Annotated in this window: 24 protein-coding genes, 1 tRNA gene and 1 riboswitch; of the genes, 9 read left to right on the forward strand and 16 right to left on the reverse strand. The window is 70.8% G+C overall.

Features of this window, described 5'->3' with window-relative positions; genetic code table 11:
• Window positions 1–67 precede the first annotated feature (67 nt).
• A riboswitch (cobalamin riboswitch) is annotated at window positions 68–220 on the reverse strand.
• A gap of 48 nt (window positions 221–268) precedes the next feature.
• The 3 genes from ACFVXC_RS38235 (at window position 269) to ACFVXC_RS38245 (ending at window position 3,792) form a co-directional block, all read left to right on the forward strand.
• Complete coding sequence (locus ACFVXC_RS38235; protein WP_389915471.1) at window positions 269–1,594, forward strand: precorrin-3B synthase; 1,326 nt, start codon at window positions 269–271, stop codon at window positions 1,592–1,594.
• 63 nt (window positions 1,595–1,657) lie between these two features.
• On the forward strand, window positions 1,658–2,284 hold the full coding sequence (locus tag ACFVXC_RS38240; RefSeq protein ID WP_389915679.1) for a precorrin-8X methylmutase: 627 nt from the start codon (window positions 1,658–1,660) through the stop codon (window positions 2,282–2,284).
• Entirely contained in the window at window positions 2,281–3,792 is a 1,512-nt protein-coding gene (locus ACFVXC_RS38245) for a precorrin-2 C(20)-methyltransferase (RefSeq protein WP_389915474.1), read from the forward strand. Before ACFVXC_RS38240 ends, ACFVXC_RS38245 begins: the two co-directional genes overlap by 4 nt.
• A gap of 13 nt (window positions 3,793–3,805) precedes the next feature.
• On the opposite strand, the gene ACFVXC_RS38250 is transcribed toward ACFVXC_RS38245, so the two are convergent.
• A complete protein-coding gene (locus tag ACFVXC_RS38250; RefSeq protein WP_389915477.1) occupies window positions 3,806–4,561 on the reverse strand; it encodes a cobalt-precorrin-6A reductase in 756 nt (251 codons plus the stop codon).
• Window positions 4,562–4,572: 11 nt separating this feature from the next.
• On the opposite strand from ACFVXC_RS38250, the gene ACFVXC_RS38255 reads away from it, so the two are divergent.
• Window positions 4,573–5,688, forward strand: a complete 1,116-nt coding sequence (locus ACFVXC_RS38255; RefSeq protein ID WP_389915480.1) for a cobalt-precorrin-5B (C(1))-methyltransferase — start codon at window positions 4,573–4,575, stop codon at window positions 5,686–5,688.
• A 19-nt stretch (window positions 5,689–5,707) separates the two neighbouring features.
• Here the strand turns inward: ACFVXC_RS38255 and ACFVXC_RS38260 are convergent, their stop codons facing one another.
• The 3 genes from ACFVXC_RS38260 to cbiE form a co-directional block, all read right to left on the reverse strand.
• The gene (locus tag ACFVXC_RS38260; RefSeq protein WP_389915482.1) at window positions 5,708–6,544 is read right to left on the reverse strand and encodes a GAF domain-containing protein; all 837 of its coding nucleotides are present in this window, start codon (window positions 6,542–6,544) and stop codon (window positions 5,708–5,710) included.
• A gap of 90 nt (window positions 6,545–6,634) precedes the next feature.
• Complete coding sequence (gene cobM, locus ACFVXC_RS38265) at window positions 6,635–7,387, reverse strand: precorrin-4 C(11)-methyltransferase (RefSeq protein WP_389915484.1); 753 nt, start codon at window positions 7,385–7,387, stop codon at window positions 6,635–6,637.
• The gene (gene cbiE, locus ACFVXC_RS38270) at window positions 7,384–8,658 is read right to left on the reverse strand and encodes a precorrin-6y C5,15-methyltransferase (decarboxylating) subunit CbiE (RefSeq protein WP_389915682.1); all 1,275 of its coding nucleotides are present in this window, start codon (window positions 8,656–8,658) and stop codon (window positions 7,384–7,386) included. Before cbiE ends, cobM begins: the two co-directional genes overlap by 4 nt.
• 156 nt (window positions 8,659–8,814) lie before the next feature.
• On the opposite strand from cbiE, the gene ACFVXC_RS38275 reads away from it, so the two are divergent.
• Together ACFVXC_RS38275 and ACFVXC_RS38280 are read left to right on the forward strand one after the other, a co-directional pair.
• A complete protein-coding gene (locus ACFVXC_RS38275; protein WP_389915486.1) occupies window positions 8,815–9,534 on the forward strand; it encodes a hypothetical protein in 720 nt (239 codons plus the stop codon).
• 52 nt (window positions 9,535–9,586) lie between these two features.
• Entirely contained in the window at window positions 9,587–10,252 is a 666-nt protein-coding gene (locus ACFVXC_RS38280; RefSeq protein ID WP_389915488.1) for a maleylpyruvate isomerase N-terminal domain-containing protein, read from the forward strand.
• Between the two features lie 3 nt (window positions 10,253–10,255).
• Here the strand turns inward: ACFVXC_RS38280 and ACFVXC_RS38285 are convergent, their stop codons facing one another.
• Window positions 10,256–11,995, reverse strand: a complete 1,740-nt coding sequence (locus tag ACFVXC_RS38285; RefSeq protein ID WP_389915490.1) for an alpha-L-fucosidase — start codon at window positions 11,993–11,995, stop codon at window positions 10,256–10,258.
• A 313-nt stretch (window positions 11,996–12,308) separates the two neighbouring features.
• Here ACFVXC_RS38285 and ACFVXC_RS38290 point away from each other — a divergent pair, with 313 nt between their 5' ends.
• Window positions 12,309–13,019, forward strand: a complete 711-nt coding sequence (locus tag ACFVXC_RS38290) for a hypothetical protein (RefSeq protein WP_389915493.1) — start codon at window positions 12,309–12,311, stop codon at window positions 13,017–13,019.
• Here the strand turns inward: ACFVXC_RS38290 and ACFVXC_RS38295 are convergent.
• The 11 genes from ACFVXC_RS38295 to ACFVXC_RS38345 form a co-directional block, all read right to left on the reverse strand.
• On the reverse strand, window positions 13,016–14,710 hold the full coding sequence (locus ACFVXC_RS38295; RefSeq protein ID WP_389915496.1) for an ABC-F family ATP-binding cassette domain-containing protein: 1,695 nt from the start codon (window positions 14,708–14,710) through the stop codon (window positions 13,016–13,018). The genes ACFVXC_RS38290 and ACFVXC_RS38295 overlap by 4 nt on opposite strands.
• A 108-nt stretch (window positions 14,711–14,818) precedes the next feature.
• Window positions 14,819–15,307, reverse strand: a complete 489-nt coding sequence (locus ACFVXC_RS38300; RefSeq protein ID WP_389915498.1) for a cupin domain-containing protein — start codon at window positions 15,305–15,307, stop codon at window positions 14,819–14,821.
• A gap of 52 nt (window positions 15,308–15,359) precedes the next feature.
• A tRNA-OTHER gene (locus ACFVXC_RS38305) sits at window positions 15,360–15,479 on the reverse strand.
• A 102-nt stretch (window positions 15,480–15,581) separates the two neighbouring features.
• Window positions 15,582–16,226: a class I SAM-dependent DNA methyltransferase gene (locus ACFVXC_RS38310; protein ID WP_389915501.1), complete on the reverse strand. Its 645-nt coding sequence runs from the start codon at window positions 16,224–16,226 to the stop codon at window positions 15,582–15,584.
• Between the two features lie 75 nt (window positions 16,227–16,301).
• Window positions 16,302–16,751: a response regulator gene (locus ACFVXC_RS38315; protein WP_389915504.1), complete on the reverse strand. Its 450-nt coding sequence runs from the start codon at window positions 16,749–16,751 to the stop codon at window positions 16,302–16,304.
• A complete protein-coding gene (locus ACFVXC_RS38320; RefSeq protein ID WP_389915685.1) occupies window positions 16,748–18,313 on the reverse strand; it encodes a CHASE3 domain-containing protein in 1,566 nt (521 codons plus the stop codon). Before ACFVXC_RS38320 ends, ACFVXC_RS38315 begins: the two co-directional genes overlap by 4 nt.
• A 70-nt stretch (window positions 18,314–18,383) precedes the next feature.
• Window positions 18,384–19,709: a PP2C family protein-serine/threonine phosphatase gene (locus ACFVXC_RS38325; protein ID WP_389915507.1), complete on the reverse strand. Its 1,326-nt coding sequence runs from the start codon at window positions 19,707–19,709 to the stop codon at window positions 18,384–18,386.
• Between the two features lie 264 nt (window positions 19,710–19,973).
• Window positions 19,974–20,543 (reverse strand): DinB family protein, encoded by a 570-nt coding sequence (locus ACFVXC_RS38330; protein WP_389915510.1) that lies wholly within the window; start codon window positions 20,541–20,543, stop codon window positions 19,974–19,976.
• Window positions 20,544–20,603: 60 nt separating this feature from the next.
• Window positions 20,604–20,999, reverse strand: a complete 396-nt coding sequence (locus tag ACFVXC_RS38335) for a VOC family protein (RefSeq protein ID WP_389915513.1) — start codon at window positions 20,997–20,999, stop codon at window positions 20,604–20,606.
• Entirely contained in the window at window positions 20,968–21,288 is a 321-nt protein-coding gene (locus ACFVXC_RS38340; protein ID WP_389915516.1) for an ArsR/SmtB family transcription factor, read from the reverse strand. Before ACFVXC_RS38340 ends, ACFVXC_RS38335 begins: the two co-directional genes overlap by 32 nt.
• 92 nt (window positions 21,289–21,380) lie before the next feature.
• Window positions 21,381–22,190, reverse strand: a complete 810-nt coding sequence (locus tag ACFVXC_RS38345; RefSeq protein WP_389915519.1) for an IclR family transcriptional regulator — start codon at window positions 22,188–22,190, stop codon at window positions 21,381–21,383.
• 176 nt (window positions 22,191–22,366) lie between these two features.
• On the opposite strand from ACFVXC_RS38345, the gene ACFVXC_RS38350 reads away from it, so the two are divergent.
• Together ACFVXC_RS38350 and ACFVXC_RS38355 are read left to right on the forward strand one after the other, a co-directional pair.
• Window positions 22,367–23,284, forward strand: coding sequence for a 5-dehydro-4-deoxyglucarate dehydratase (locus ACFVXC_RS38350; protein ID WP_389915688.1), 918 nt, complete (start codon window positions 22,367–22,369; stop codon window positions 23,282–23,284).
• A gap of 92 nt (window positions 23,285–23,376) precedes the next feature.
• Window positions 23,377–24,714 (forward strand): gluconate:H+ symporter, encoded by a 1,338-nt coding sequence (locus ACFVXC_RS38355; RefSeq protein ID WP_389915522.1) that lies wholly within the window; start codon window positions 23,377–23,379, stop codon window positions 24,712–24,714.
• Window positions 24,715–24,724: the final 10 nt, after the last annotated feature.

The following is a 24,724-nucleotide window of genomic DNA, read 5'->3' on the forward strand; positions in this document are numbered from 1 at the left end:
CGGCGTCGGGCCTTCCTCGGGGTGTCCACGCCCCGGGTGGTGTCGATGGCGTCTCCCCTGCTCGAGCGGACGAGAGCTCGGGGAAGGGAGTTCCTGACTCACCCGGCACCAGGACCGGGCTCACAGTGGCGGGACCGCGCCGGATTCGCACCGGGCTTCCTCCCCTTGTCGCCGTCTGTGGCGACGACGGGCCGGTTGGCCCGTCGCTAGGAATACTAAGGGCCGGGCAACTACCGGGGGGCAGGCGGACCTGCTGCGATAGGTCGGTATGCTCGCCGCCATGCCCCCATCGGTCCCCTCGCCAGCGCTCCCGGGCCACGAGTCTGCCCGCAGCCGCGGTGACTCCTGCCCCGGGACGCTTCGGCTGCACCGGGCGGACGACGGGGCGCTGGCCCGTGTCCGCGTTCCGGGCGGGCTGCTGGGCGTGGGGCAGGCGGACGTGCTGCGGGATCTGGCCGAGCGCCTTGGAGATGGCGAGTTGCATCTCACATCACGCGGCAATGTGCAGCTGCGCGGTCTGCGCGCGGACCGCGGGAGCGAACTGGCCCATCTCCTGGGCGGATCGGGTCTTCTGCCCTCCGAACGCCATGAGCGGGCGCGCAACGTGGTGGCTTCACCGCTCTCGGGGCTCGACGGTCAAGGAGAGCGGGACATCCGCCCGTGGCTGTCCGCTCTGGACGAACTGCTGTGCACCAGCGACAAGGCCGCCGCTCTGTCCGGCCGGTTCTTGTTCGCGCTCGACGACGGCCGGGGCGACGTGGGTGCGCTGGGCGGTGACGTGACGCTGACGGCGCGCGGCGACGAAGGCGCACTGCTGCGGATCGGCCCGGCGCGGGACGCGGTCCTGATACCTGCCGCGCCGGCACCGCGAGCCGCCCTCATAGCGGCGGAGTCCTTCCTGGAGCAGGCACCCGACGCGGGCGCCTGGCGGGTGACTGATCTGCCCGGAGGCACCGGCCCCCTCCTCGACACGGTCGTACGCCGGTTGCGGCAGGCCGGGTTCAGCCCCACCCTCGCCACCGCCCCGCTCCCCCAGGGCCCGGGCGCCCCCGCCCTCGGCATCGTGCCCGGCCCCCGCGGCAAACGCGACGAGCACGACAGGGCGGCGCTGTCCCTCGGCCTCCCCCTGGGACGCGTCAGCGCACCCCAGTGGCAGACGCTGACGGACACCGCCCGCCACCTCGGCAGCGGCGAGCTGCGGCTGACCCCCTGGCGCGGGGTCGTCCTGCCGGGAGTCGAGCGGCGAGAGGCCGCGCGACTCCTGGAGGATCTGCGGGCCGCCGGGCTCATCGTCGGATCCGACTCGCCCTGGACCGGGGTGGGGGCCTGTATCGGTCGGCCGGGCTGCGCCAAGTCCCTGGACGACGTACGCGCGGCGGCGACGGCGGCCCTGGGGCCGGTGGGGGCGCTGCCCGTGTACTGGTCCGGCTGCGAACGTCGGTGCGGTCACCCCCACGGGGAGTGGGTCGATGTCGTCGCCACTCCCGACGGCCATGAGATCTCCCGCGTACACGGCGCGGAACGCGGCGCTGCGGCGGCCGTCCCCGGCAGCTCCGGCGGGCTCGCCGCCGCCGTGGCCGCGGCCCGCGGCTGACACGACATGAACGACCCAGCGACACCTGACTGTTCCATGCCCTATCAAGAGAGCGAACGCACTGTGCACCAGTACGAGAAGGACGGACCGGCGATCTACCGCCAGTCCTTCGCCACGATCCGCGCGGAAGCGGATCTGGCGGGCCTGCCCGCCGACGTGAGCCAGGTCGCGGTCCGCATGATCCACGCCTGCGGCATGGTCGACCTCGTACGCGACCTCGCTTTCACCCCGGACGTGGTGGCCCGCGCCCGCGAGGCCCTGCGTGCCGGCGCCCCCATCCTGTGCGACGTGGCCATGGTCGCGAGCGGCGTCACCCGCAAGCGGCTGCCCGCGGACAACGACGTGGTGTGCACCCTGTCCGACCCGTCGGTGCCCGCACTGGCCGCCGAGCTCGGCACCACCCGCAGCGCCGCCGCCCTCGAACTGTGGCGCGACCGGATGGAGGGCGCGGTGATAGCCGTCGGCAACGCGCCCACCGCCCTGTTCCGCCTGCTCGAAATGATCGAGGAGGGCGCACCGCGCCCCGCCGCCGTCATCGGTGTGCCCGTCGGCTTCGTCGGCGCCATGGAGTCCAAGGACGCCCTGGCCGCGCACCCGTCGGGCCTTGAACACATGATCGTGCGGGGCCGCCGGGGCGGCAGCGCCATCGCGGCCGCCGCACTCAACGCGATCGCCAGCGAGGAAGAATGAGCGTGAGCGAGCACAAGACAGGCCGCCTGTACGGCGTCGGGCTCGGCCCCGGCGATCCGGCCCTCATGACGCTGCGCGCGGTGGAGGTCATCGCCGAGGCCGATGTCGTCGCCTATCACAGCGCCCGGCACGGACGGTCGATCGCGCGGTCCATCGCGGCCGAGCACCTGCGCGCCGACCACATCGAGGAAGCGCTGGTCTACCCCGTCACGACGGAGACGACCGACCACCCCGGTGGCTACCGGGGTGCGATGGAGGACTTCTACACCGAGGGGGCGGCCCGCCTCGCGGTGCATCTCGACGCGGGACGTACGGTCGCCGTCCTCGCGGAGGGCGACCCGCTCTTCTACGGCTCGTACATGCACATGCACAAGCGGCTCGCCGACCGCTACCCCACCGAGGTGATCCCCGGAGTCACCTCCGTCAGCGCCGCCGCCGCCCGGCTCGGCACTCCGCTCGCCGAGGGCGAGGAGGTCCTCACCATCCTGCCCGGCACCCTGCCGGAGGAGGAGCTGACCGCCCGTCTCGCCGCCACCGACGCGGCGGTGGTGATGAAGCTTGGGCGTACGTTCCCCGCGGTGCGCCGCGCCTTCGAGACCTCCGGGCGGCTGCCCGAGGCCCACTACGTCGAGCGCGCCACGATGGCAGGCGAGCGTACCGACGAGCTGGCCGCCGTCGACGCCGACACGGTGCCGTACTTCGCGGTCGCGGTCCTGCCCAGCAGGATCGACGCGCCCCGGCCCGAGCGCGCCCCGGAAGCCGGCGAGGTGGCCGTGGTCGGTACCGGTCCCGCCGGGCCGCTGTGGCTCACGCCCGAGACCCGTGGCGTGCTGGCCGCCGCCGACGACCTGGTCGGCTACACCACCTACCTGGACCGGGTGCCGGTCCGTCCGGGCCAGGTGCGGCACGGCTCGGACAACAAGGTCGAGTCGGAGCGCGCCGAGTTCGCCCTGGATCTCGCGCGGCGCGGACGGCGCGTGGCCGTGGTCTCCGGCGGCGACCCGGGCATCTTCGCCATGGCGACGGCCGTCCTTGAGGTGGCCTCGCAGAAGCAGTACGCGGATCTGCCGGTGCGGGTGCTGCCGGGGGTGACGGCGGCCAACGCGGCCGCCGCCCGCGCGGGTGCTCCGCTGGGCCACGACTACGCCACGATCTCGCTCTCGGACCGGCTCAAGCCGTGGGAGGTCATCGCGCGGCGGCTGCGGGCAGCGGCGGCAGCCGATCTGGTGCTCGCGCTGTACAACCCGGGCTCCCGCAGCCGGACCTGGCAGGTCGGCAAGGCCCGGGATCTGCTGCTCGAACACCGCTCGCCGGACACGCCCGTGGTGCTCGGCCGGGATGTCGGGGGACCGACCGAGAGCGTACGGACCGTGCGGCTCGCCGATCTCGATCCGGCCGAAGTCGACATGCGCACGGTCCTGCTCGTCGGGTCCTCGCAGACCCGCTGGGAGCATCGGGGCGACGGACAGCAGATCGTATGGACGCCCCGCCGTTACCCGGAGGACTGAGCCTTCGGTGCTGCTAGGCCCGGCCGCCGCCGGGCGCGCGCAGCCAGGCCAGGGCCTGCTCCGGAGTGCCGGCCACGGTCACGCCATCGGGCACCGGCGGCCGGCGCACCACGACCACCGGGATCCGTGCCTCGCGGGCCGCGGCCAGCTTGGGGGCGGTGGCGGCGCCGCCGCTGTCCTTCGTGACGACCACGTCGATGCGATGGCGGCGGATCAGGTCACGCTCACCCTCCAAGGTGAACGGGCCGCGGTCGAGCAGGACCTCCATCCGCGCGGGGTGCGGTGCGTCCGGGGCGTCCACCGAACGCATCAGGAACCACAGCTGGTCCAGAGCGGCGAAGGCGGCAAGGCCCATGCGCCCCGTGGTGAGGAAGACACGCTGCCCCAGCGCGGGCAGTGCGTCGGCCGCCTCGGCCAGGGAGCCGACCGTGTGCCAGGCGTCGCCTCCGCCCGGCACCCAGCCGGGCCGACGCAGCGCGAGCAGGGGAACATGGGCGGCAGCGGCGGCAGCGGCCGCGTTGAAACTGATCGTCTCGGCGAAAGGATGGGTGGCGTCGATGAGCGCGCTCACCTGGTGCGTACGCAGCCATGCGGCCAGGCCGTCGGCTCCGCCGAAGCCGCCCACGCGCACGCCGCCCGGCGGCAGCTTCGGGCTTGCCACCCGTCCGGCCAGTGAGCTGGTCACCCTCGCCGTGGCGGGAAGAGCCTCCACGAGGCTCTCGGCGAGGTGGCGGGCCTCCGTCGTCCCGCCGAGTACCAGTACGTGCATCGGATCCATCCATGGGTGAGGCGAAGGGCGGGCGCAGCGCCCAACTCAAGCACACCGGTCTGCGGCCCGGCTGGACGACCGGTGCCTGTGCCACCGCGGCGGCCACGGCCGCCTATACGGCCCTGCTCGGCGGCGACTTCCCCGACCCGGTCACCATCACCCTGCCCAAGGGCCAGACACCGGCCTTCGCCCTCGCGGTGGAGGAGCTGGCCGAGGGGCGGGCGACGGCGGGAGTGGTCAAGGACGCGGGCGACGACCCCGACGTGACGCACGGCGCCCTCGTACGGGTCACCGTGCGGCGGCTTCCGCCGGGTTCGGGTGTGGTCTTCAGGGCGGGGCCCGGCGTGGGCACGGTCACCCTGCCGGGGCTGCCGCTCGACGTCGGCGAACCGGCCGTCAATCCCGTGCCGCGCCAGATGATCCGCGACCACATCGCTCGGGTCGCCGCGGAGCACCGGGGTTCGGGAGACGTCGAGATCACGGTCTCCGTGGACCACGGCGAGGAGATCGCCCGCTCCACCTGGAACCCTCGCCTCGGCATCCTGGGCGGCCTGTCGATCCTGGGCACCACCGGCATCGTGGTGCCGTACTCCTGCTCGGCGTGGATCGACTCGATCCGCCGCGGCGTGGACGTGGCACGCGCCGCCGGGCATGCGCACGTGGCGGGCTGCACGGGCTCGACCTCCGAGAAGACGGTGGTGGCCGAGTACGGCCTTCCTGAGATCGCGCTCCTTGACATGGGGGACTTCGCGGGCGCGGTGCTCAAGTACGTGCGGCGGCACCCGGTGGACCGCCTGACGGTGTGCGGCGGGTTCGCGAAACTGTCGAAGCTCGCCGCCGGACACCTCGACCTGCACTCGGCCCGCTCCCAGGTCGACAAGCCGTTCCTGGCCGCCCTCGCCCGGCGCGGCGGCGCGGACGAGGCCCTGGCGGCGGAGGTGGAAGTCGCCAACACGGGTCTCGCCGCGCTTCAGTTGTGCCAGGCGCGAGGTGTCCCGCTCGGGGATCTGGTGGCCGTGGCGGCGCGTGACGAGGCGCTGGCGGTGCTGCGGGGCGCGCCGGTCGAGGTGGACGTCATCTGCATCGACCGGGCGGGTACGGTCGTCGGGCGCAGCAGCGTGCGCTGAGGGAGTCCGGTGGCCGCTGTCAGCAGAGGAAGAGGGCGGCGCGGGCGAGTCCTTCCAGGGCGCGGCGCTGCTCGTCCGTCCACCGCCTCGCCTGCTCGTGGTGCACGGACACCACACCGATCAGCGCGCCGGCTCCGGAGGCGATCGGTACCGAGACGCACGAGCCGACACCGGCCTCCTCCAGCACGTCAAGGGCCGGGGTGCCGAGGAAGACCGGGGAGGCGGCCACCTCATCGACGAGGACTGGTTTGCCGTCCTGTGCGGCCACCCCGCAGGCGGTCTCCCGGTCGGCCACCGTCTCGAAGTAGCTCAGGAACGGGTGGTGGAAGCCGTGTTGGGCCACGATCCGCAGCACGCCGCCCGCGGGCTCGTAGAGCTGGGCGTTGCCCATCGGCGCCCCGGTGATCTCGAACGCGGCCGAAAGCGCCGCCGACACCACGGACAGCCGCAGGCGCCGGTCGTTCTCCGACAGCGGCGTCGTCGCCAGTTCCCGGGCGATCCGGCGGCCCTCTTCGTCCCCGCTCAGCAGAAGCGGGCGCAGCACCGAACTGTGGGCCCGCTCCACCACCAGGCCGCCGCCCGCGGCGGCGGCCCGCAGGCGGGTGTCGAGGAGCAGGGCCACTCCCTCCGTCCCGCAGAACGTCACCCGGCTCAGGTCCAGCAGCACGCGGCCGGCGGATTCCTCCACGGCGCGGTCCAGCTCGCGGGCCAGGACCGGCACGGAGGCTACGTCCAGCTCCCCGGCCACGCGGATCGTGCTCCGGCCGTCCATCCTGGCGACGCCGACCCGCACGGACCGCGACGACTGGGGCCACTCCACGCCCGCCCCACCCGTGAGCCCGCTCCCCCTGCACATGTCCGCCCACGGTATGGCCGAGGCCGCTCGCGCCGGGGGCGCTTCACCGGACCGGTCCGCGATGGCACCGATTCGGCCAGAAACGAAAGGTCACTGGCAGGCGTGGCGCTCGCGCCCCGGCGAGTAGAGATGGCTGTCCCGAAACTGTTCGGCGCCCAGCGTGCGGCCCACCATGATGACGGCGGTACGGATCACACCCGCCGCCTTCACCTGCTCCGCGATCTCGTCGAGGGGCCCGCGCAGGATGAGCTCGTCCGGCCGGGAGGCAAGGGCCACGACGGCCGTCGGACAGTCGGCCCCGTAGTGCGGCAGGAGTTCCTCGACCACGCGGTCCACGTACTTGGCGGCCAGGTGGAGCACGATCAGGGCACCGCTGCGTCCCAGCGTGGCCAGGTCCTCGCCCTCGGGCATCGCGGTGGCCCGGTTGGCGATCCGGGTGAGGATGACGGTCTGGCCGACGGTCGGCACCGTCAGCTCCCGCTTGAGCGCCGCCGCGGCGGCCGCGAACGCGGGCACGCCCGGCACCACTTCATAGGGCACTCCCGCCTCGTCGAGGCGCCGCATCTGCTCGTTGACGGCGCTGAAGACGGAAGGGTCGCCCGAGTGCAGACGGGCCACGTCGTGGCCCTGCTCGTGCGCGGTGACGAGCTCGGCGGTGATCTGGTCGATGTCCAGTTGCGCGGTGTCGATCAGGCGGGCGTCCTTCGGACACTCGGCGAGCAGTTCGCGGGGCACCAGACTGCCCGCGTACAGGCACACCCCGCAGGCGGCGAGCGTGCGGGCGCCGCGCACCGTGATCAGGTCGGCCGCGCCGGGCCCCGCGCCGATGAAGTACACGGTCATCTGTTGTCTCCTGAGGGTTCCGCGGGGGCTTCTGCTGAGCGTTCCGCGGTGGGGGTCGGGCTCGGGGTCGTCGACGGTTTGCGTACGGACCACTGGGTGACCGGCATGGCCTGGCGCCAGCCGGTGAAGCCGCCGACGGGCACGGCGTGCGCGACGGCGAGGCGGACCAGGTCACCGCCGTGTCGGCGGTACCGCTCGGCGAGCAGCGCCTCGGACTCCAGCGTGACGGTGTTGGCGACCAGGCGGCCACCGACGGGCAGCGCCTCCCAGCAGGCGTCGAGAAGGCCGGGAGCGGTGAGGCCGCCCCCGATGAACACGGCGTCGGGCGTGGGCAGTTCGGCCAGACTGTCAGGTGCCCGGCCGGTGATCACGCGCAGGGCGGGCACCCCGAGGTGCGCGGCGTTGCGCTCGATGCGCCGCGCCCGTGCCGGGTCGCGCTCCACGGTGACCGCCCGGCAGGAGGGGTGGGTCCGCATCCACTCGATCGCCACGGACCCCGATCCGCCGCCGATGTCCCACAGCAGCTCTCCGGGTGCCGGTGCGAGGACGCCGAGGGTGGCGGCCCGGACGTGGCGCTTGGTGAGCTGCCCGTCGTTCTCGTACGCGTCGTCCGGCAGTCCGGGGACGGCGCCGATGCGCGGGGCGTCGGGGGCGCGTCGGCATTCGATCGCGATGACGTTCAGCGGGTCCCCGGGCGGATGTGCCCAGGTGCCCGCGATTCCTTCGACGTACGCCTCGCCCTCGCCGCCGAGCTGTTCGAGGACGCGGACCGGGCTCGGTCCGAAGCCGTGTTCGCGCAACAGCGCGGCGACCACGGCGGGTGTGGAGGCGTCGGCGCTGAGCACAAGGAGCCGTCGGCCGTCGTGCAGGGCCGCGGCGAGGCGGGCGGCGGGCCGCCCGACCAGCGTGATGACCTCGGTGTCCTCCAGCGGCCAGCCGACGCGGGCGCAGGCGTAGGACACGGAGGACGGGTGGGGCAGGATGCGCAGCCCCTGGGGGCCGAGGACCTCGGTGAGAGCCCGGCCGATTCCGTAGAACATCGGATCGCCGCTGGCCAGGACGGCGATCTTGCTGCCCGCGTGCGCGGCGAGCAGGCCCGGAACCGCGGGCCTCAGCGGCGAGGGCCACGGCACGCGCCGTCCCGTGCACCGCGAAGGGAGTAGGTCCAGTTGGCGCCGACCGCCGATCAGGACCTGGGCCCCGGTGAGTTCCGTGCGCGCCGCGTCGGGCAGTCCCGCCCACCCGTCGGCTCCGATGCCCACCACGCTCACTGCAGGCGGGAGGGGGGGTGTGGTGGGTGCGGGGGTCACGGACGGTACCTCGGTCTTCGGGGGCTGGCGCACTCGAACTCTACTGTCCGGCCGCGTTCGGGCACCGGCCAGGTGGCCCCATGGGGGCCGGGGGCCGTCGGCGTAGGGTCGGCGGGCATGACGCTACTGATCTCGGTGTGCGGGGCATCTCCCGGAATGGGCAAGTCGACGCTGTGTGGCGGGCTTGCCCGCTGGCTGAGCGATACGGGACTGCGGGTGGACCACTTCCACGAGGAGGAGATCCTGACCCGGCCGCAGTACGCCGCGGTGGCTGAGGAATTCAAGGCGACCGGCACGGTCGGCCTGGGGACGCTGACCGCGGCGACCGCGGAATTCGTCCACGCCGTCGTGGCGAGCGGCGACGACGTGGTGGTCGCGGACGCGCTGGTGCCGTACGTACCGACACTGCTGGCCATGGGGCACGGCGAAGAAGCGATCGACGCGTTCATGACCGACCTCACCGAGGTGCTCGCGCCGGTCGGCCCGGTCATGGTCTTCCTCGATGGGAATGCCGCGTCCGCGCTCCCCCGGGCCGCGAACAGAGAAGGCGAGCAGTGGCTCGACTGGTTCGTCGGAAAGCTCTCCCGCTATGAGGTGACCCCTCCGGTGACCGACGTCGCTTCGGCAGTGCGGTACCTACTGCGCGAGCGTGCGGTGGCACTTGGCGCGGTCCGTCGGAAGGGGTGGGGGCTCGCCGTGGTCGAGCGGGCCGACGAGCTGTCCAGGGAGGAGGTGCTACGGGTCACGCGGCGCGAGTTGGAGCCGTGGCTCGGCGGGACCGTTCCCCATGGAAGGAGGGGCGAGTCCGGCACCGAACGGCCCGGCCCGGCCACGTGAGGCGCCTCAAATGCGGTTGTCCGGCTCTGTGGCACCGCACTACCTTTGCGGCGTGGATCTCTTCTCGCGCTCATGGACGGCACTGCGCACGGCCGTAGCCGAACTCCCGGACGCGGATTTCGCACGCCCCTCCGGCTGCACCGGGTGGCTCGTGCGGGACCTGGCGTGCCATCTCGTCATCGACGCCCAGGACGTTCTGATCACCCTCGTGACCCCCGCCGACAGGGAGCCGACCCGTACCGCGTTGACCTACTGGGACGTCACCACTACGCCGCCGACCGGTGAGGACCCGCTCGACGCGCTGACCGTCCGCCTCGCCGCCGCGTACGAGGAGCCCTGGCTGCTCAAGTTCCACCTCGACGACGTCGGCTCCGCCGCGGGCCGCGCCGCCGAACTCGCCGATCCCGGCGCCCGGGTGAGCACCCGCGACGAGGTCCTCACCGCGGGCGACTACCTCATGACGTACGTCATGGAATGGACCCTGCACCACCTCGACCTGATCGCGCACCTCCCGCACGTGGCCGGACCGCCCGCGGAGGGCCTCGCCCGGAGCCGCGAGATGCTGGAGGAGATCGCCGGCGCCGCGTTCCCCGCGTCGTTCTCCGACACGGACGCGCTGCTCATCGGCACCGGACGGCGCGCCCCCACCGACGCGGAACAGACCGAACTGGGCGGCCCTGAAGGCCTGGCCGCGAAACTCCCACTCGTACTCGGATGACCCTCACCCGGCTGTGACCAGCAACGAGTCCAGGCGCAGGCCGAGTTCCTCCCCCGCGTGCTCCGGCGCTGCCAGGGTGATCGTCACGGGGGTCACCTTCCCTCCTCGTACGGCGAAGGGGCCGACGGCGCGCCGGGTCAGGTCCGCGCCCTTCACCACCCGGGAGTGCCTGCCGACCTGAACCCGGTAGACCGCCTCCGGCCTCGCCTCGCCCCGGACCGCCACCGAAAGCCGCTCGGCCCGGGTGGCGCTGATGTGGCCGGTGTGCCGCACTGTGGTCCGGTGGGTGCTCGAATAGCTGCCGTCGTCCGCGTAGCTGTAGCCGTGCTCGATGTCGGCGGCGTCCAGGACGGCGGCCTTGTCCGGGCCGAGGGCGACCGTGTGCTCCGGAATGATCCGAAGCTTGCCGCCGAGTTCGACCTTCACGACGGGCAGCACATCGTCGCGCGGGCTCTTGGGCAGCGTCACGACGAGGTCGTCCCCGTCCCGACGCCAGTCGAGCCGGTCCTTCGAGCCGTCCTCGTGGACCTCGCGTACGGAGGTGGCCAGGCCCGGCAGCCGAAGCTCACCGGACTTGGGCCACTTGGACACGTGCAGGAACAGATCGCGGTCGTTGACAGTGACCTCGCCCCAGGGCTGACCCCCGAAGCGGGTGGCCGATGCGCCGAGTACGGCGTCGGGGTGACGTTCCAGCCAGTCGCCCATGCCGCGCAGGACGTCCGCCTCGAACTCCACGACCGAACCGTCGCCGCGCGGGCCGATGTTGAGCAGGTAGTTGCCGCCACGGGCGCGCACGCCGGTCAGTCCGCCGATAAGGTCCCTGATCTTGCCGGGCAGGTCGTCCCGCTTCTGCCAGCTGCGGTAGCCCCAGGTGTCGTGGTAGATCGACGCGGGCGTCTGCCAGGCGCCGTCGAGCGCCACCGCGGGAATCTCGTTGTCGCCGAGTGTGCGGAAGTCGCCCTTGTTGTTCCACACCCGGCTGTTGATCGCTGCCTTCGGCTGGAGTTCACGGACGATCCCGGCGAATTTCCGACTCTGAGCGGCGGTGGGCGAGGACATGTCGAACCACACCTCGGCGATGTCGCCGTACTTCGTCATCAGCTCACGGAGCTGCCCCTCGATGACCGGCTCCATCGATGCGGGGATCGGATTGTTGTTGTCGCCGTCGAAGTCATGGCCTTGGTGCCAGTCGACGAGCGAGAAGTAGAAGCCGAACTTCAGCCCCTGGCTGCGGCATTCGTTCGCGAGCGCCTTCAGCGGGTCCTTGCCGTAGGGGGTCGCGTCGACGACGTCGTAGCCGGTGGTGTCGGTGTCGAACATGGAGAATCCGTCGTGGTGCTTGCTGGTGATGACCACGTAGCGCATCCCCGCCTGCTTCGCGAGGGAGCAGATCTCCGCGGGGTCGAACCGGTCGGGCCGGAACCGCTCGGCCACTTCCAGGTACTCCTTCTCGGAGAGGTCGGCCCACATCTGGATCTGTTCGCTGTAGCCCTTGGTGACCGGCTCACCCTTCCACACGCCTCCCAGCTCGGAGAACAGCCCCCAGTGGATGAACATCCCGAACTGGAGCCGCTGCCAGGCCGCGAGGTCCTTGTCGTCGCTGGGCTCGATCTCGCCGGGGATGCCTTGCGTATGTGGGCCGCCGGCCCGGTCCGCCTGCGTGGCGACCGCGGGGGGAGGGCTTGCCACTGCTGCTCCGGCGGCGAGCAGGAGGGCGAGCATGACGCCGATCACCTTGCGCATCACGAATCTCCTCTGCAACTGCCCCAGGTTCGCTTGATTCATCGGACGTTAAGAGCCCTTCTGAGCGGCTTGCGCGTCACGAGGGAGACATGGGGACGGGTACATCGGATGTTAGAGGCACGATGGCGCGACGTCACCACCCCCGACGGACCGGCTTGCGACAGATACCGGTTTCTATGTCACGACGCTCAACTGGCACTTCCCTATTGAGTGTTCAGTCACAGCCATGCTAGAAACCGTTTACCCTCCACCCGTCGCACGGATGGCACACAGCCACGCGAGCCCCTTCCCCCCACTCGCAAGGAGCCCCCACATGCGCAAGCGAAACGGCGCGCTCACGGCCGCCGCCTCTTCCCTGGTCCTGCTCACCGCCGCTCCCGCCGACGCCTCCGTCATCTGGGACGGGGACGCCTCGGGAGGGACCGGAGTGTTCTCATCGACCCTCTGCGACTCCCCGGGCAGCGTCTCCACACAGGACAACGGCGACGGCCGCGGCCAGGTCTTCAAGTTCAACAAGCCGCTCGGCCTCCAGCGCTGCGAGGCCCACGGGATCAGCGTCGGCGGTTCGCGGTACACGTTCAAGAACAACTCGACGTACTGGATCGGCTGGGACACCTCCACCAACACCCCGGACGCGGGCACGATCTTCCAGTGGAAGTCGTACGGCACCAACGATCAACACCAGCAGAACTACCCGGTGTTGATGAAGGTCGAGGGCGGCGTGCTCAAGCTGTTCCACATCGAGGTCGGCGAGAAGTGGACGCTCAAGTGGTCGACACCCGTCACGACCAGTACGTACAAGCGCATCGTGCTCGGCATCCACACCTCGTCCGACGCCACCGACGGCTGGGTGACGGCCTTCTACAACGGCACCAAGGTCGCCGAGTTCTCCGGTCGCACCTGGGACGATCTGGGCAACGACACCCGGTTCGGCTCCTACGGCTCCGAGGTCAAGGACAAGCGCGTCATCAACTGGGTCGACGGACTCAAGGTCGGCACGGCCTACGGGGACGTGGACAACTAGACCGGCCGGATCAGCCGCCCTTCGGCCAGCTCCAGCAGGCTCTCGCGATGGTGCTCGCGCAGGGCTCGGTCGTGAGTGACCATCACCACCGGTCCCGTGAACCGCCGCACGGCTTCCTGTAGTTGCTCGACGAGCGCCAGGCTGAGGTGGTTGCCGGGCTCGTCGAGCAGCAGGAGGTTGGGGCGCCGTGAGAACAGCAGCGCGAGTTCGAGCCTTCGCAGCTGGCCGACGGAAAGCCGGTTCACCGGAACGTCGAAGTCCGCGATCCCGAACAGACCGAACCGGGTCAGTTCCCGCGCGGCGTCGTCGACGTAGGCGGCGCGGTGTGCGGCGAAGGTGTCCAGTACGCCGCGCCGCTCGTGGAAGAAGTCGCTCTCCTGTGGCAAGTACCCGATGCGCAGCCCCGGTCCACGTACGACCGTCCCCGCGTCGGGGGCCCGAAGGCCTGCCAGGACGGACAGGAGCGTGGACTTGCCCGCGCCGTTCGGTCCCGTGATCACGTGCAGCGAACCAGGAGCGAGCTCCAGGTCCACGCCACGCACGACATCGCCGACGACCAGGCCTTCGGCCCGCAGAAGCACGCCGCCGGGCGGCTCGGCACCCTCGCTCTCCGGCGCCGTGAAGGCCAGTGGCTGGGGCGGGCGCCGCACTTCCTCGTCAAGGAGCCGCCCCAGTTGCTGCCGAGCCGCGCGCGTCGCGCGGGCCGCGGCGGCCTGGGCAGCGCCTCCGGCGAGGTTGTAGGACAGCTTGTCGCTGTCCCGCATCCCGCCGAAGGTGCGGCCGGACCTGCCGGCCTTGTCGAGCCGTCGCCGGGTCTCCGCCAGTTCCTGGCGCCAGTCGCGGTACTGCTGCCACCAGCGTGCTTGCGCCGCGGCGCGTTCGTCGAGGTAGTCGCGGTAGCCGCCGCCGTAGCGCACGGTGGTGCCGCGAGGGCCGTCCAGGTCGACGATGGCGGTGACGGCGGTGTCAAGCAGTACGCGGTCGTGCGACGCGATGAGGCAGGGCCCCTGGTACTGGGCCAGCCACGGGACGAGCCAGTCCACCGCGCGGTCGTCGAGGTGGTTCGTCGGCTCGTCGAGGAGCAGCCCGGCCGGTTCGGCGAGGACCAGTTCGACGAGCGCCAGGCGGGATCGCTCACCGCCCGACAGGGTCTCGGTGGGCCGTAGCCGGTCCAGGGCGCCGAGACCGAAGGCGTCCAACACCTCGCCGACCCGGGCGTCGAGTTCCCAGCCACCGCGTCGGGCGAACTCGTCCTGGAGCCGCCCGTACTCACCGAGCACCTCGCTCAGGTCGTCCTTGCCCGATGACATCAACTGTTCGGCTGCGCGCATGCGTTCGGTCATGTCACGGAACTCGGCGGTCGCCCGCGCGAGCACGTCGTCGACGGTGGCACCGGCCAGGAAGCCGGGCTCCTGCGGCAGGAACCCCACCTGTCCCGCGACCGCCCGCACGACCTGACCTCGCTGCAGCGGCAGTTCACCGGCGATGGCGCGCAGCAACGTCGACTTGCCCCGGCCGTTCTCGCCGATCAGGCCTACCCGCTCGCCCCGGGACACCTTCAGCGAGACATCGCGCAGCACCGTCCGGTCGCCGAGCACGCAGTGCACGTTCTCGGCGAGGAGGTGCGCGGAGCGGTGGTCACCGGAGAGGACGTCTTGCGCGCCGGGATGACCCGCGTTCGTTTCGGACATCGTGAGGGGCTCCTGTCTTACGTTGCCGAGAACCGATGGAGGAGGACCATGGGTGGGCGGGCGGAGAGTCGCGCCACCGGTCGACTTGTCGCCTTTCGCGTGGGCCCGTCAGTCGGCCAACGGTGTTCCGCAGCGGGCGCAGTAGAGGGCATCGCGTTCGGCGGCGAGACGGCCGCACTCGGGACAGACCCGGCCGAGCAGACACACCGGCTCTCCCCCGTCGAAGCCACCGGCGGTATCCCTACCGGTACCACGGGCCGGGCGGCGGCGGTGGGCCGTCGTGTAGACGAGCCCCTCCTCCCCCGCGTCCACGCGGCGGGTGATCCCCGCGGGAAGCCAGGCGAGGGCACCGGGAGCGAGCTGCCAGTTCGCCTCCTGGGTGCGGAGTTCACCGGTGCCGGTCAGCACGGTGAGCAGGACGCCGGAGTCGTCCTGCGCGTGTTCGCCGATGCTCGCGCCCGGAGCCAGCCGCACGACGGCGGCGTCGAGATCCCGCGTACGGTCGCCGAGCGACCACAGGACACTGATCTGCCCTCGCCCGACGGCCGCGGTCTGTTCGGGCCCGACGAACACCGGAGCGGCGGCGGGGGTGCTCATGCGGGCTCCAGTCAGCGGAGGCGAGCGACGGACTCAGACTCTGGGTCGGCCGCGGCGCCGACGGGATTCGAACCCGCGGACAGGGAAGGGCAAGGCCCGCCCGGCTCCCGTCAGTCGGCGTGAGAGGGGCTTCCCCCACGCCGATCGCAATGGACCGCTCTGCCACGGCGCCGCAACCTACGGGACCTCGCGATCCCGCTCCGGTGAGAATAGTTTCAGCGCCCGCCGCGGGCGAGTTCATTATCACCGCGCGATCGCCACGCGTCCGCCTGGATCACTCGCTCGCGCGCATCAGCAGACGCCCCTGCCGGAACTGCCGCTCGCCCTCTTGCGGCTCACACAGCATCCGGCCGACTTCGGCGAACCCGGCGTCGCGGGCCATTCCCGCGAGGGTGTCGATCGGCCACCGGTACGCGGTCGCCACTTTGTGGTCGAACGGCGTGACCGGCTCCTCATCAGCCTCGAAGAAGGCGAACAGGAGGTGACCGCCGGGTGCGAGTACCCGCCGGAACTCGGTGAAGTACGCGGGCAGGTCCCGGGGCGGCGTGTGGATGATCGAATACCACGACACGATGCCGTTCACCGCACCGTCGGCCAGGTCAAGGGCGTCCATGGAACCGACATCGAACCTCAGGTCCGGGAAGTTCCCACGGGCGAGATCGATCATCACCGGCGACAGGTCGACACCGGAGACATCCAGGCCCAGATCTCTCAGGTGCGCCGTCACCTGCCCAGGGCCGCATCCCAACTCGGCCACGGGTCCGGCCCCGTTGGTCAGCACTAGCTCGGCGAACGCGGCGAGCAGCGAACGATCCAGCGGATGGGCGTCGAGGGCATCGCGGAACAATTCGTCGTAGAGGACGGCGACGGCATCGTAGGCATCGGCCGTCGTACTCAGGTAGGAGGGAATCTCAGTCACGAGCGAGGAATCTAGTCCCGCCCGTACCTCCGTGGCTACGTGGATTCCGAGGACGTGGGGTGGTGGCGTGGCCCCTCAGGCGTGGCGGCGTGGCAGGCGTACCACTTGGACGAAGAAGTCGTCGATCTGGCGTACCGCCGCGATGAACTGGTCGAGGTCGACCGGCTTGGTGACGTAGGCGTTCGCGTGCAGTTTGTAGCTGCGCAGGATGTCCTCCTCCGCCGCCGACGTGGTGAGTACCACCACCGGGATGTCCTTCAGGTCCGGGTCCGACTTGATCTTCTCCAGGACCTGGCGCCCGTCGTACTTGGGGAGGTTGAGGTCGAGCAGGATGAGGTCGGGACGCGGTACTCGGGCGTACTCACCGCGCTGGTAGAGGAAGTCGAGCGCTTCCTCGCCGTCCCGGGCCACGTGCAGCTTGTTGCGGATCTTGTTGTCCTCGAACGCCTCGCGCGTCATCAGCTCGTCGCCCGGGTCGTCCTCCACGAGAAGCACATCGATCGGCGTGGCAGCAGGAGTGGTCATGTCGGGGCCTTTTCCTCGGTGCGGGGTGCGGTGTCCTCCGCGGTGTCGGCGTCGGTGTCAGCGTCGATGTCGGTGCCGGACGGCAGGGTGAAGCAGATACGCGTTCCTCCGGCATATCCGCTGTCGACCCAGATGTGGCCGCCGTGATGTTCGACGATCTTCTTGCACAGTGCGAGGCCGATGCCGGTGCCCCCGTAGGTGTCGCGGCCGTGCAGTCGCTGGAAGATCACGAAGACCTTCTCCGCGAACTCCTGCGGGATTCCGATGCCGTTGTCGGTGACGCGCAGGTTCCAGGTACCCGAGCTCTCGTCCTCCTCGCAGGTGATCCGGATCCGCGGCGGGCGCTCGGGGTGGTGGAACTTGACGGCGTTGCCGACGAGGTTCTGCCAGAGCATCGTGAGGAGCGTCGGGTCGCCGATGATCTCGGGCAGGTTCCCGGGGCGTTCGACGAGCGCGCCGGTGTCCTGGACGGAGGCGTCCAGGTTGGCCAGCGCTTTACTGAGGGACTGGTCGAGGTCGACGGGCACCCGGGCGTCGTTGAGGCGCCCGACGCGAGAGAAGGTGAGGAGGTCGTTGATGAGGACCTGCATGCGCTTGGCGCCGTCGACCGCGAAGTCGATGTACTGCTTGGCCCGGTCGTCGAGCGCGTCTCCGTACCGCTTGTCGAGGAGCTGGCAGAAGGAGGCGACCTTGCGCAGCGGCTCCTGCAGATCGTGGGAGGCGACGTAGGCGAACTGCTCCAGTTCGGCGTTGGAGCGCCGGAGTTCCACGGCCTGGGAGTCGAGGTCGGCCGCCTGCTGGGTCAGCGTGTTCTGCTGGCGGCGTGAGGCTCCCAGTTCTTCCACGATCTGCTGCCGCATGTCCTCCACGTCCGCTGCCACCGCCCTGAGGTCAGGAGGTCCCTCGACCGTGATGACGTGGTCGAAGTCGCCGCGCGCCACCTGACGCGATGAGACGCGCAGAGCCGCCAGGGGACGGGCCACCAGTGTGTGCACCAGGAACGCCAGGGCGGCCCCGGCGAGGACGAAGACCGCCACCATGGCGCCGAGGATCACGGTCCGCACCGAGCGGGTGCGGTCCAACTCGTCGTTGCCGACCTCGACGGCCCGGGCCAGGTCGGCGTTCTGCGCGGACCACACCGTGCGGATTCCGTCGAATACTTCTTTGCCGCGCCCCGCGTTCTCCTCGGCGACCGAGCGTGGTTCACCGGGCGTGACCTCGGACACCAGCGGTTCGGCGTACGCTCGCCGCCAGTCCGCCGCCTCCCGCTGGACCGCGTCGAGGTCCGCCATCAGCCGGGGCCGGTCTCCGACGAGGTCGCGCAGCCGAGCGGCAGCGCGGGCCTCGTCCCGTTTTCCCTGGGTGAAGGGATCCAGGAACTGGCGGTCGGCGGTGATGGCGTAGCCCCGGACGCCGGTCTCCTGGTTCACCAGAGCGGTCTGCAGACGGTACGCCTGCGTGCGGGCCGGCTGGAGGCGGTCGACCAACTGGTCGGTCACCTCCGCGGTCTGCCCCAGCAGGCGGGCGCCGACCACGGTGCCGATCACCACCAGGAGCACCATGAGAGCCAGCACCAGCTGGAACCAGCCCCGCACCGTCAGACGCCGGCCGATCCGTGCCCTGCTCGTCGTCTCAGCCACGGCGTTGCTCTCCGATGCTGTTCCTGTGTCGGCCCCCGACCACGGTTTCCGTCCGCCCGTCCGCGTCCGGGTTCCCGTCGTTCCCCTCTTCGGCGCCACTCCAGCGCAGGTGGACCACGGCCACGTCGTCGGCCAGACCGCCCTGTGCCTCGGCTAGGTCCTCGGCCCGCTGGATCAGGGTGTCGACGAAATCCTCGGGTGCCAGCGTGGTCAACTCCCTCGCGAGGCCGAGCAGTCCTGCTTCGCCCAACCGCTCGCGGCCATTGCCGACATGCCCTTCGAAGAGACCATCGGTGAACAGCACCAGTGCCGAGCCGACAGGAAGAGGCACTTCCTCGACCGGCCAGAGCAGAACGCCCGGCGCGACGCCCAGGGCCGGTCCACCGGCCGCCTCCACCCACTCGACGCGGCCATCGACGGTGCGCAGCAGCATCCCGGGATGGCCGGCGCGCGTCACCCGCACGTGCTGTGCCCCCGCCGGGACGGAGAGACTCGTCAGCGTGGCGAAGACGTACGGCTTCACCCGCTCCGCCAGCATGATCTCCTCGAGCCGAACCACCTGTTCGGGGCCGGTGATGCCGCTGAGCACCAGCGTGCGCCAGGCGATGCGCAGTGCCACGCCGAGGGCCGCCTCGTCGGGCCCGTGGCCGGAGACGTCCCCTATGAGCGCGTGCACGGTGCCGTCCGCGCTCTGCACGATGTCGTAGAAGTCGCCGCCGAGGAGGGCTCGGGCGCGACCGGGCCGGTAGCGGGCCACGACGTCGACACCCGCGCTCCTCAGCAGCGGCCTGGGCAGCAGTCCCCGCTCCAGCCTGGCGTTCTCCTGTGCCTGCATCTGGCTGGCCTGCAGGGCGACGGCCGCCTGCTCGGCCTGCTTGCGCTGGATCGCGTAGCGCACGGCCCGGCCGAACAGCTCCGGCTCGACACGGCCCTTGACGAGGTAGTCCTGGGCCCCCGCGGCCACGGCGGCGAGGCCGGTCTCCTCCTCCGCGAGGCCCGTGAGCACGACGACGGCGACGTGCTCGGCCTGGGACTGGATCACGGAGACGGCTTCCAGCCCTCGGGCGTCCGGCAGATGCAGGTCGAGCAGCACGCAGTCCGGCATCCGGAAGGCCAGCGCCTCACGCGCCTCGGACATGGAACGCACCCACTGAAGGCGCATCTTCAAAGCGCTGTCGGCGACGAGTTCCTCGACCAGGAGGGCGTCGCCGGGGTCGTCCTCGACCAGAAGCACCGACGGCTGCGGCACCTGCCGGTCCGCTGCGGTGTCGCTCTCGGCGGCTGAACGCGTGCCTGAAGTCCACGGCTGTGAGGCCACCGCCAGCTCCCGCCTTCCCCACCCGGTAAGTCCGCCAGGCTGTGCGGCCGTTGCCGACGCCAACCACTGCGGTCACCGGATCTTCGCACAACGCGCACACCGCTCGTTAGCGAACCCGCAAGCCGGGAGTCACCGAGCGGCGGACGTGCGTGGGGGTCTCATCGGAGGCATGTGCCGTGAGGGTTACGGGAAGGACGTGTCCGGCGGGGGCGATACCCGGGCCGTTGCCACTGACCCGCCGTCACCGGCCCAGCGGCCCATGCGTCACTGGCCCACCCTGCCGTCGATGCACTCGCGCAACAGGTCGGCCTGCCCGCAGTGACGGGCGTACTCCTCGATCCTGTGCACCATCAGCTCCCGGACGGCGAATCCGTCCTTCCCCAGGCGCTCACCCAGATCCGGATGCCGGGCCAGCGCGGCGTCCGTCGCGGCCTGTTCGCGCGCCAGATCGGCGTATGCGGCGTCGACCTGGGCCTGCTCTCCGACAGCTCCGTCGAAGTCCGCGTCGCGCTTGCCGTACAGCTTCGGCAGCGGGTCTCCGTCGCTGATCCAGTTGCGCCAGTCCCGTTCCACCTCGGCTAGGTGCCGGAGCAGGCCGAGGAGCGACATCGTCGACGGCGGAACCGACCGCCGGGCCAGCTGCTCGGCATCCAGGCCGTCGCACTTCATCCGCAGGGTCATGCGGTAGTTCGTCAGGAAGTCTTCCAGCGTGGCCAGCTCGCCGTCCGGGCTGACTCCGTCGCTGTTGCGGGGGTCGTCGTCCGGGTCGGCCCACATGTCGGGGTAGGTGGTTGCCCGGCTCCACCGTTCAGGTTCGTCGCTCATGCGCGCCATGGTCGTCCGCGCGGAGCGGGCGCGCCACTGACTTTCGCGGCCGGCCGCCCCGCCGGGCCCTTACTCGCCGTGCTGCTCGATCTGGATCAGGTTGCCGCAGGTGTCGTCGAGGACCGCGGTGGTGACCGGGCCCATCTCCAGCGGCTCCTGGGTGAAGAACACCCCGAGCTCACGCAGCCGCTTGAACTCCGCCACGACGTCCTCCACGGCGAAGGCGGTGGCCGGGATGCCGTCCTCGACCAGCGCCGTCTTGTACGGCTGCACAGCGGGGTGGCCGGAGGGCTCCAGGAGCAGTTCGGTCCCATCGGGGTCTTCCGGCGAGACGACGGTCAGCCACCGGTCCCCTTCTTCGCTGACCGCGACGTCGTGCTTCTTCACGAAGCCGAGGACATCGGTGTAGAAGCGCGCGGCCTTTTCCTGATCGTCAACGAAGACGCTGGTCAGATGGATCCTCATGGGTGTTCTCCGGTGCATCGGGCTTGAGCCATCGGGTCACGATGACCTCAAGAGGTTCGGTGTTCAGGTCGTGGAACTTGTAGCGGCCGTGGCGACGCGAATGGACCAGGCCCGCGGATTCCAGTACGGCCAGGTGCTGGCTGATCGCCTGACGGGACAGCCCCAGGCCGTGCTTGTTCGTCAGCCGGGCGCATATCTCGAACAGGGTCTGACCGTCCCGCTCCACCAGCTCATCGAGGATGTGCCGACGGGTGGGATCGACGAGCGCCTTGAAAACATCCTCCGCCATGACCCCCACCATAGGCAAGTCACGACTTGCCTATCAAGTGGGAGCGGCGCCGTGTCGTGCCGCGCGCTGCCGTACGGCAGCGCACCGCGCCGTCAGCGCCAGTCGGGAGCGCCCGAGACGGGCGACAGGAGACTCTCGATCTTTCCCTGAATCTCCCGCATGACGGACACGACGCGCCCCTGATGTACGTCGGTGAGCCGGGCCACGGGTACCGAGCAGCTGATGGCATCGACGGCCGGCACGTCGTACCGCAGGGCGAACCCGAAGCCGGCGATGCCGCTCACCGTCTCCTCGCGGTCGATGGCGTAGCCGCGCTCACGCACCCGCCCGAGGTCGGCCAGCAGGGCGGCCCGGTCGGTGTGCGTGCTCCGCGTGAAGGCGGTCAACGGGTCTTCAGGGAGCTGGAGTTCGCCATCCGGGCGCTCGGCGAGCAGCGCCTTCCCCAGGGCTCCGGCGTGCACAGGGACGCGACGGCCGACCCTGCTGATGGTGCGCAGGTACTCGTGGGACTCGCGGGTCGCGAGGTACACGACGTGCGAGCCGTCGAGCCGCGCCAGGTGGATCGTCTCACCCAGGGCGTCCGAGGCCTCGTCCAGGTACGGGCGGATGGCGCGCACCCGCTCGTCGCCGTCGAGATAGCTCGTGCCGGTGAGCAGCGTGCGGATGCCGATGCCGTAGAGGGATCCGGTGGTGTCCGTGCGCACCCAGCCGCAGTCGATCAGGGTCCGCAGCAGCTGGTACATGCTGCTGCGCGGTACATCCAGCTCCTCGGCGAGCTCGTCCAGGCGGGCCGGCCGGTCGGTACGTTCGGCGAGCAGCTCAAGGAGCGCGACGGTGCGCAGCGCCGACTTCACCCCGCGAACACCCGGGCCGGGCCCGCGGTCCGTTCCGCTGTCCGCCATCCGCCCATCGTAGATCCGCGGCGCCTGGCCATTGACCCCGATCGTTCATGACTCTAACCTCCATTCTCATACGTGGACGCCATCTGCATATAGAGATGAGTTTCGTGAACCAGCACAGCACGAACAAGCCCAGCGCGAAGCCCCGTTCGAAGACCCGGGATGTCGCCGCCCAGCGACTGCGGGAGGGCATGGCGCGCGGCGTTCTCTCCTTCCCGCTCACGAGCATGGGGAGCGATGGCAGCCTTGACCTGGAGTCCTACCGCTCCTATCTGACCGCCCAGCTGGCCACCCGGCCCGGCGCCGTGTTCCCCGCATGCGGAACCGGCGAGTTCTTCTCGCTCGACGAAGAGGAGTACCGCGCGGTCATCCGGGTCACGGTCGAGGTCGCCGACGGCCGTCTACCGGTGGTCGCGGGCACCGGGTACGGCTGGGCCCAGTCGCTGCGGTTCGCCCGGATCGCCGAGGAGGAGGGCGCGGACGCCCTGTTGGTGATGCCCCACTACCTGGTCGAGGCGTCGCAGGACGGCCTGGTGGAACAGCTGCGCCGCATCTCCGTCGGCACCCGGCTGCCCCTCATCGCCTACCAGCGCGGGCAGGTCACCTTCAACGCCGCGGCCGTGCGCAGGATCGCCGAGATACCCAGCGTCATCGGCCTCAAGGACGGGCACAGTGACCTCGATCGGTTGCAGCGCCTCACCCTCGCCGCCCCCGACGACTTCCTCTTCTTCAACGGCGCCGCCACCGCGGAGATCCAGGCCCGCGCCTACGCCACCGTCGGCGTCCCGGCCTACTCATCAGCCGTCCACGCCTTCGCCCCCGAGATCGCCGACGCCTTCTTCGCCGCGATGCGGGAGCGGGACGACACGGCGATGGACCGGCTGCTGCGGGAGTTCTACGTCCCGCTGGTCGAACTGCGCGACCGGGCGCCGGGGTACGCCGTCTCGCTGGTCAAGGCCGCCGCACGGCTGCGCGGTCTTCCCGTCGGCCCGGTGCGGGCGCCCCTCACCGACCCGAGTCCGGACGACCTCGCCGACCTGGAGAAGGTCCTTGACGCCGGTCTTGATCTGGTCTCGGCCGTACGGCACAGGGCCTGATCAGCCTCACCTCCCGTCCTGCCCGCCACGTTCACAGGGCCCGGCACCACCGTCCGCAGGCGACTTGATCCACAGTTCAAAGGGGAACTGAAATGCCGCTCGTCGTAGTCGGGGTCAGCGTCTTGATCCTGCTGTTCCTCATGACCCGGTTGAAACTGAACGGCTTCGCCGCCCTCCTGTTCGTGGCGGTCGGCGTCGCGCTGGTGCAGGGCATCCCGGTGGCCACGATCCCGGACGTCCTCTCGGAGGGCATCGGCGGCCAGATCGGCGACACGATGCTGGTCATCGGGCTCGGCGCGATGGTCGGCCGCGTCATGGGCGACTCCGGTGCCGCACAACGCATCGCCAACAAGATGCTCGACGCGTTCGGACCGCGGTGGGTCCAAGTGGCCATGGTGGTCACGTCCATGCTCATCGGCGTGACCATGTTCTACGAGGTCGCCTTCATCATCATCGTGCCCATCGCGTTCACCCTCGTACGCGTCACAGGGGTGAAGCTGCTGTGGATCGGGCTTCCGATGTCCATCACGCTCTCCACGATGCACAGCTTCCTGCCGCCGCATCCCGGCCCCACCGCCGTGGCCGCGACGTTCCACGCGTCCGTCGGCCTGACGCTGGTCTACGGCCTGTTCATCGCGGTACCCGCCGGTGCGCTGATCGCCCTGGTGTGGCCGCGGCTGCCGTTCATCAGGGCGCTGAACCCCTCCATCCCCAAGGGCCTGGTCAGCGAGCGCGAGTTCACCGACGAGGAGATGCCCGAACTCGGCTGGGCCCTGACCGTGGCGCTCTTCCCCGTCGTACTGATCGCCGGTGCCTCGGTGACCGAGATGGCCGCCTCCGGCGAGAGCCCCGTCCTCCACTTCATCACCTTCATCGGCTCGGCACCGATCGCGCTGCTCCTCACTCTCCTCCTTGCCATCTGGGCGTTCGGGCCGCGCATCGGCCGCAGCCTGGCCGACGTCAGTGCTTCCTGTTCGTCGGCGGCGGGGGCGATGGCCATGATCCTGCTCGTGATCGGAGCGGGTGGCGCCTTCAAGAACGTCCTGGTCGAAGGGGGCATCTCCGACCACATCAAGGACACCACTCACGGCTGGTCCATCTCACCGCTCATCCTCGCGTGGCTCATCGCGGTGATCCTCCGGATAGCCCTCGGCTCCGCCACGGTCGCGGTCGTCACCGCCTCCGGCGTGGTGCTGCCGCTCCTGGCGGGCAGCGGCGTCCACCCCGAGATGCTCGTGCTCGCCGTCTCCTGCGGTTCGATCGCCTTCTCACACGTCAACGATCCCGGATTCTGGCTGTTCAAGGAGTACTTCAACCTCTCGGTCATCGAAGCGATCAAGGTCCGCACCACCTATACGACGGTGCTCGCGGCCCTCGGCCTCGGCGGCGTCCTCGCGGTGGAGTGGGCCCTGGACGTCCTCAGCCTCTGAACCGCCGCCC

Source organism: Streptomyces sp. NPDC058257 (genome assembly GCF_042881845.1).
Lineage (GTDB): Bacteria > Actinomycetota > Actinomycetes > Streptomycetales > Streptomycetaceae > Streptomyces.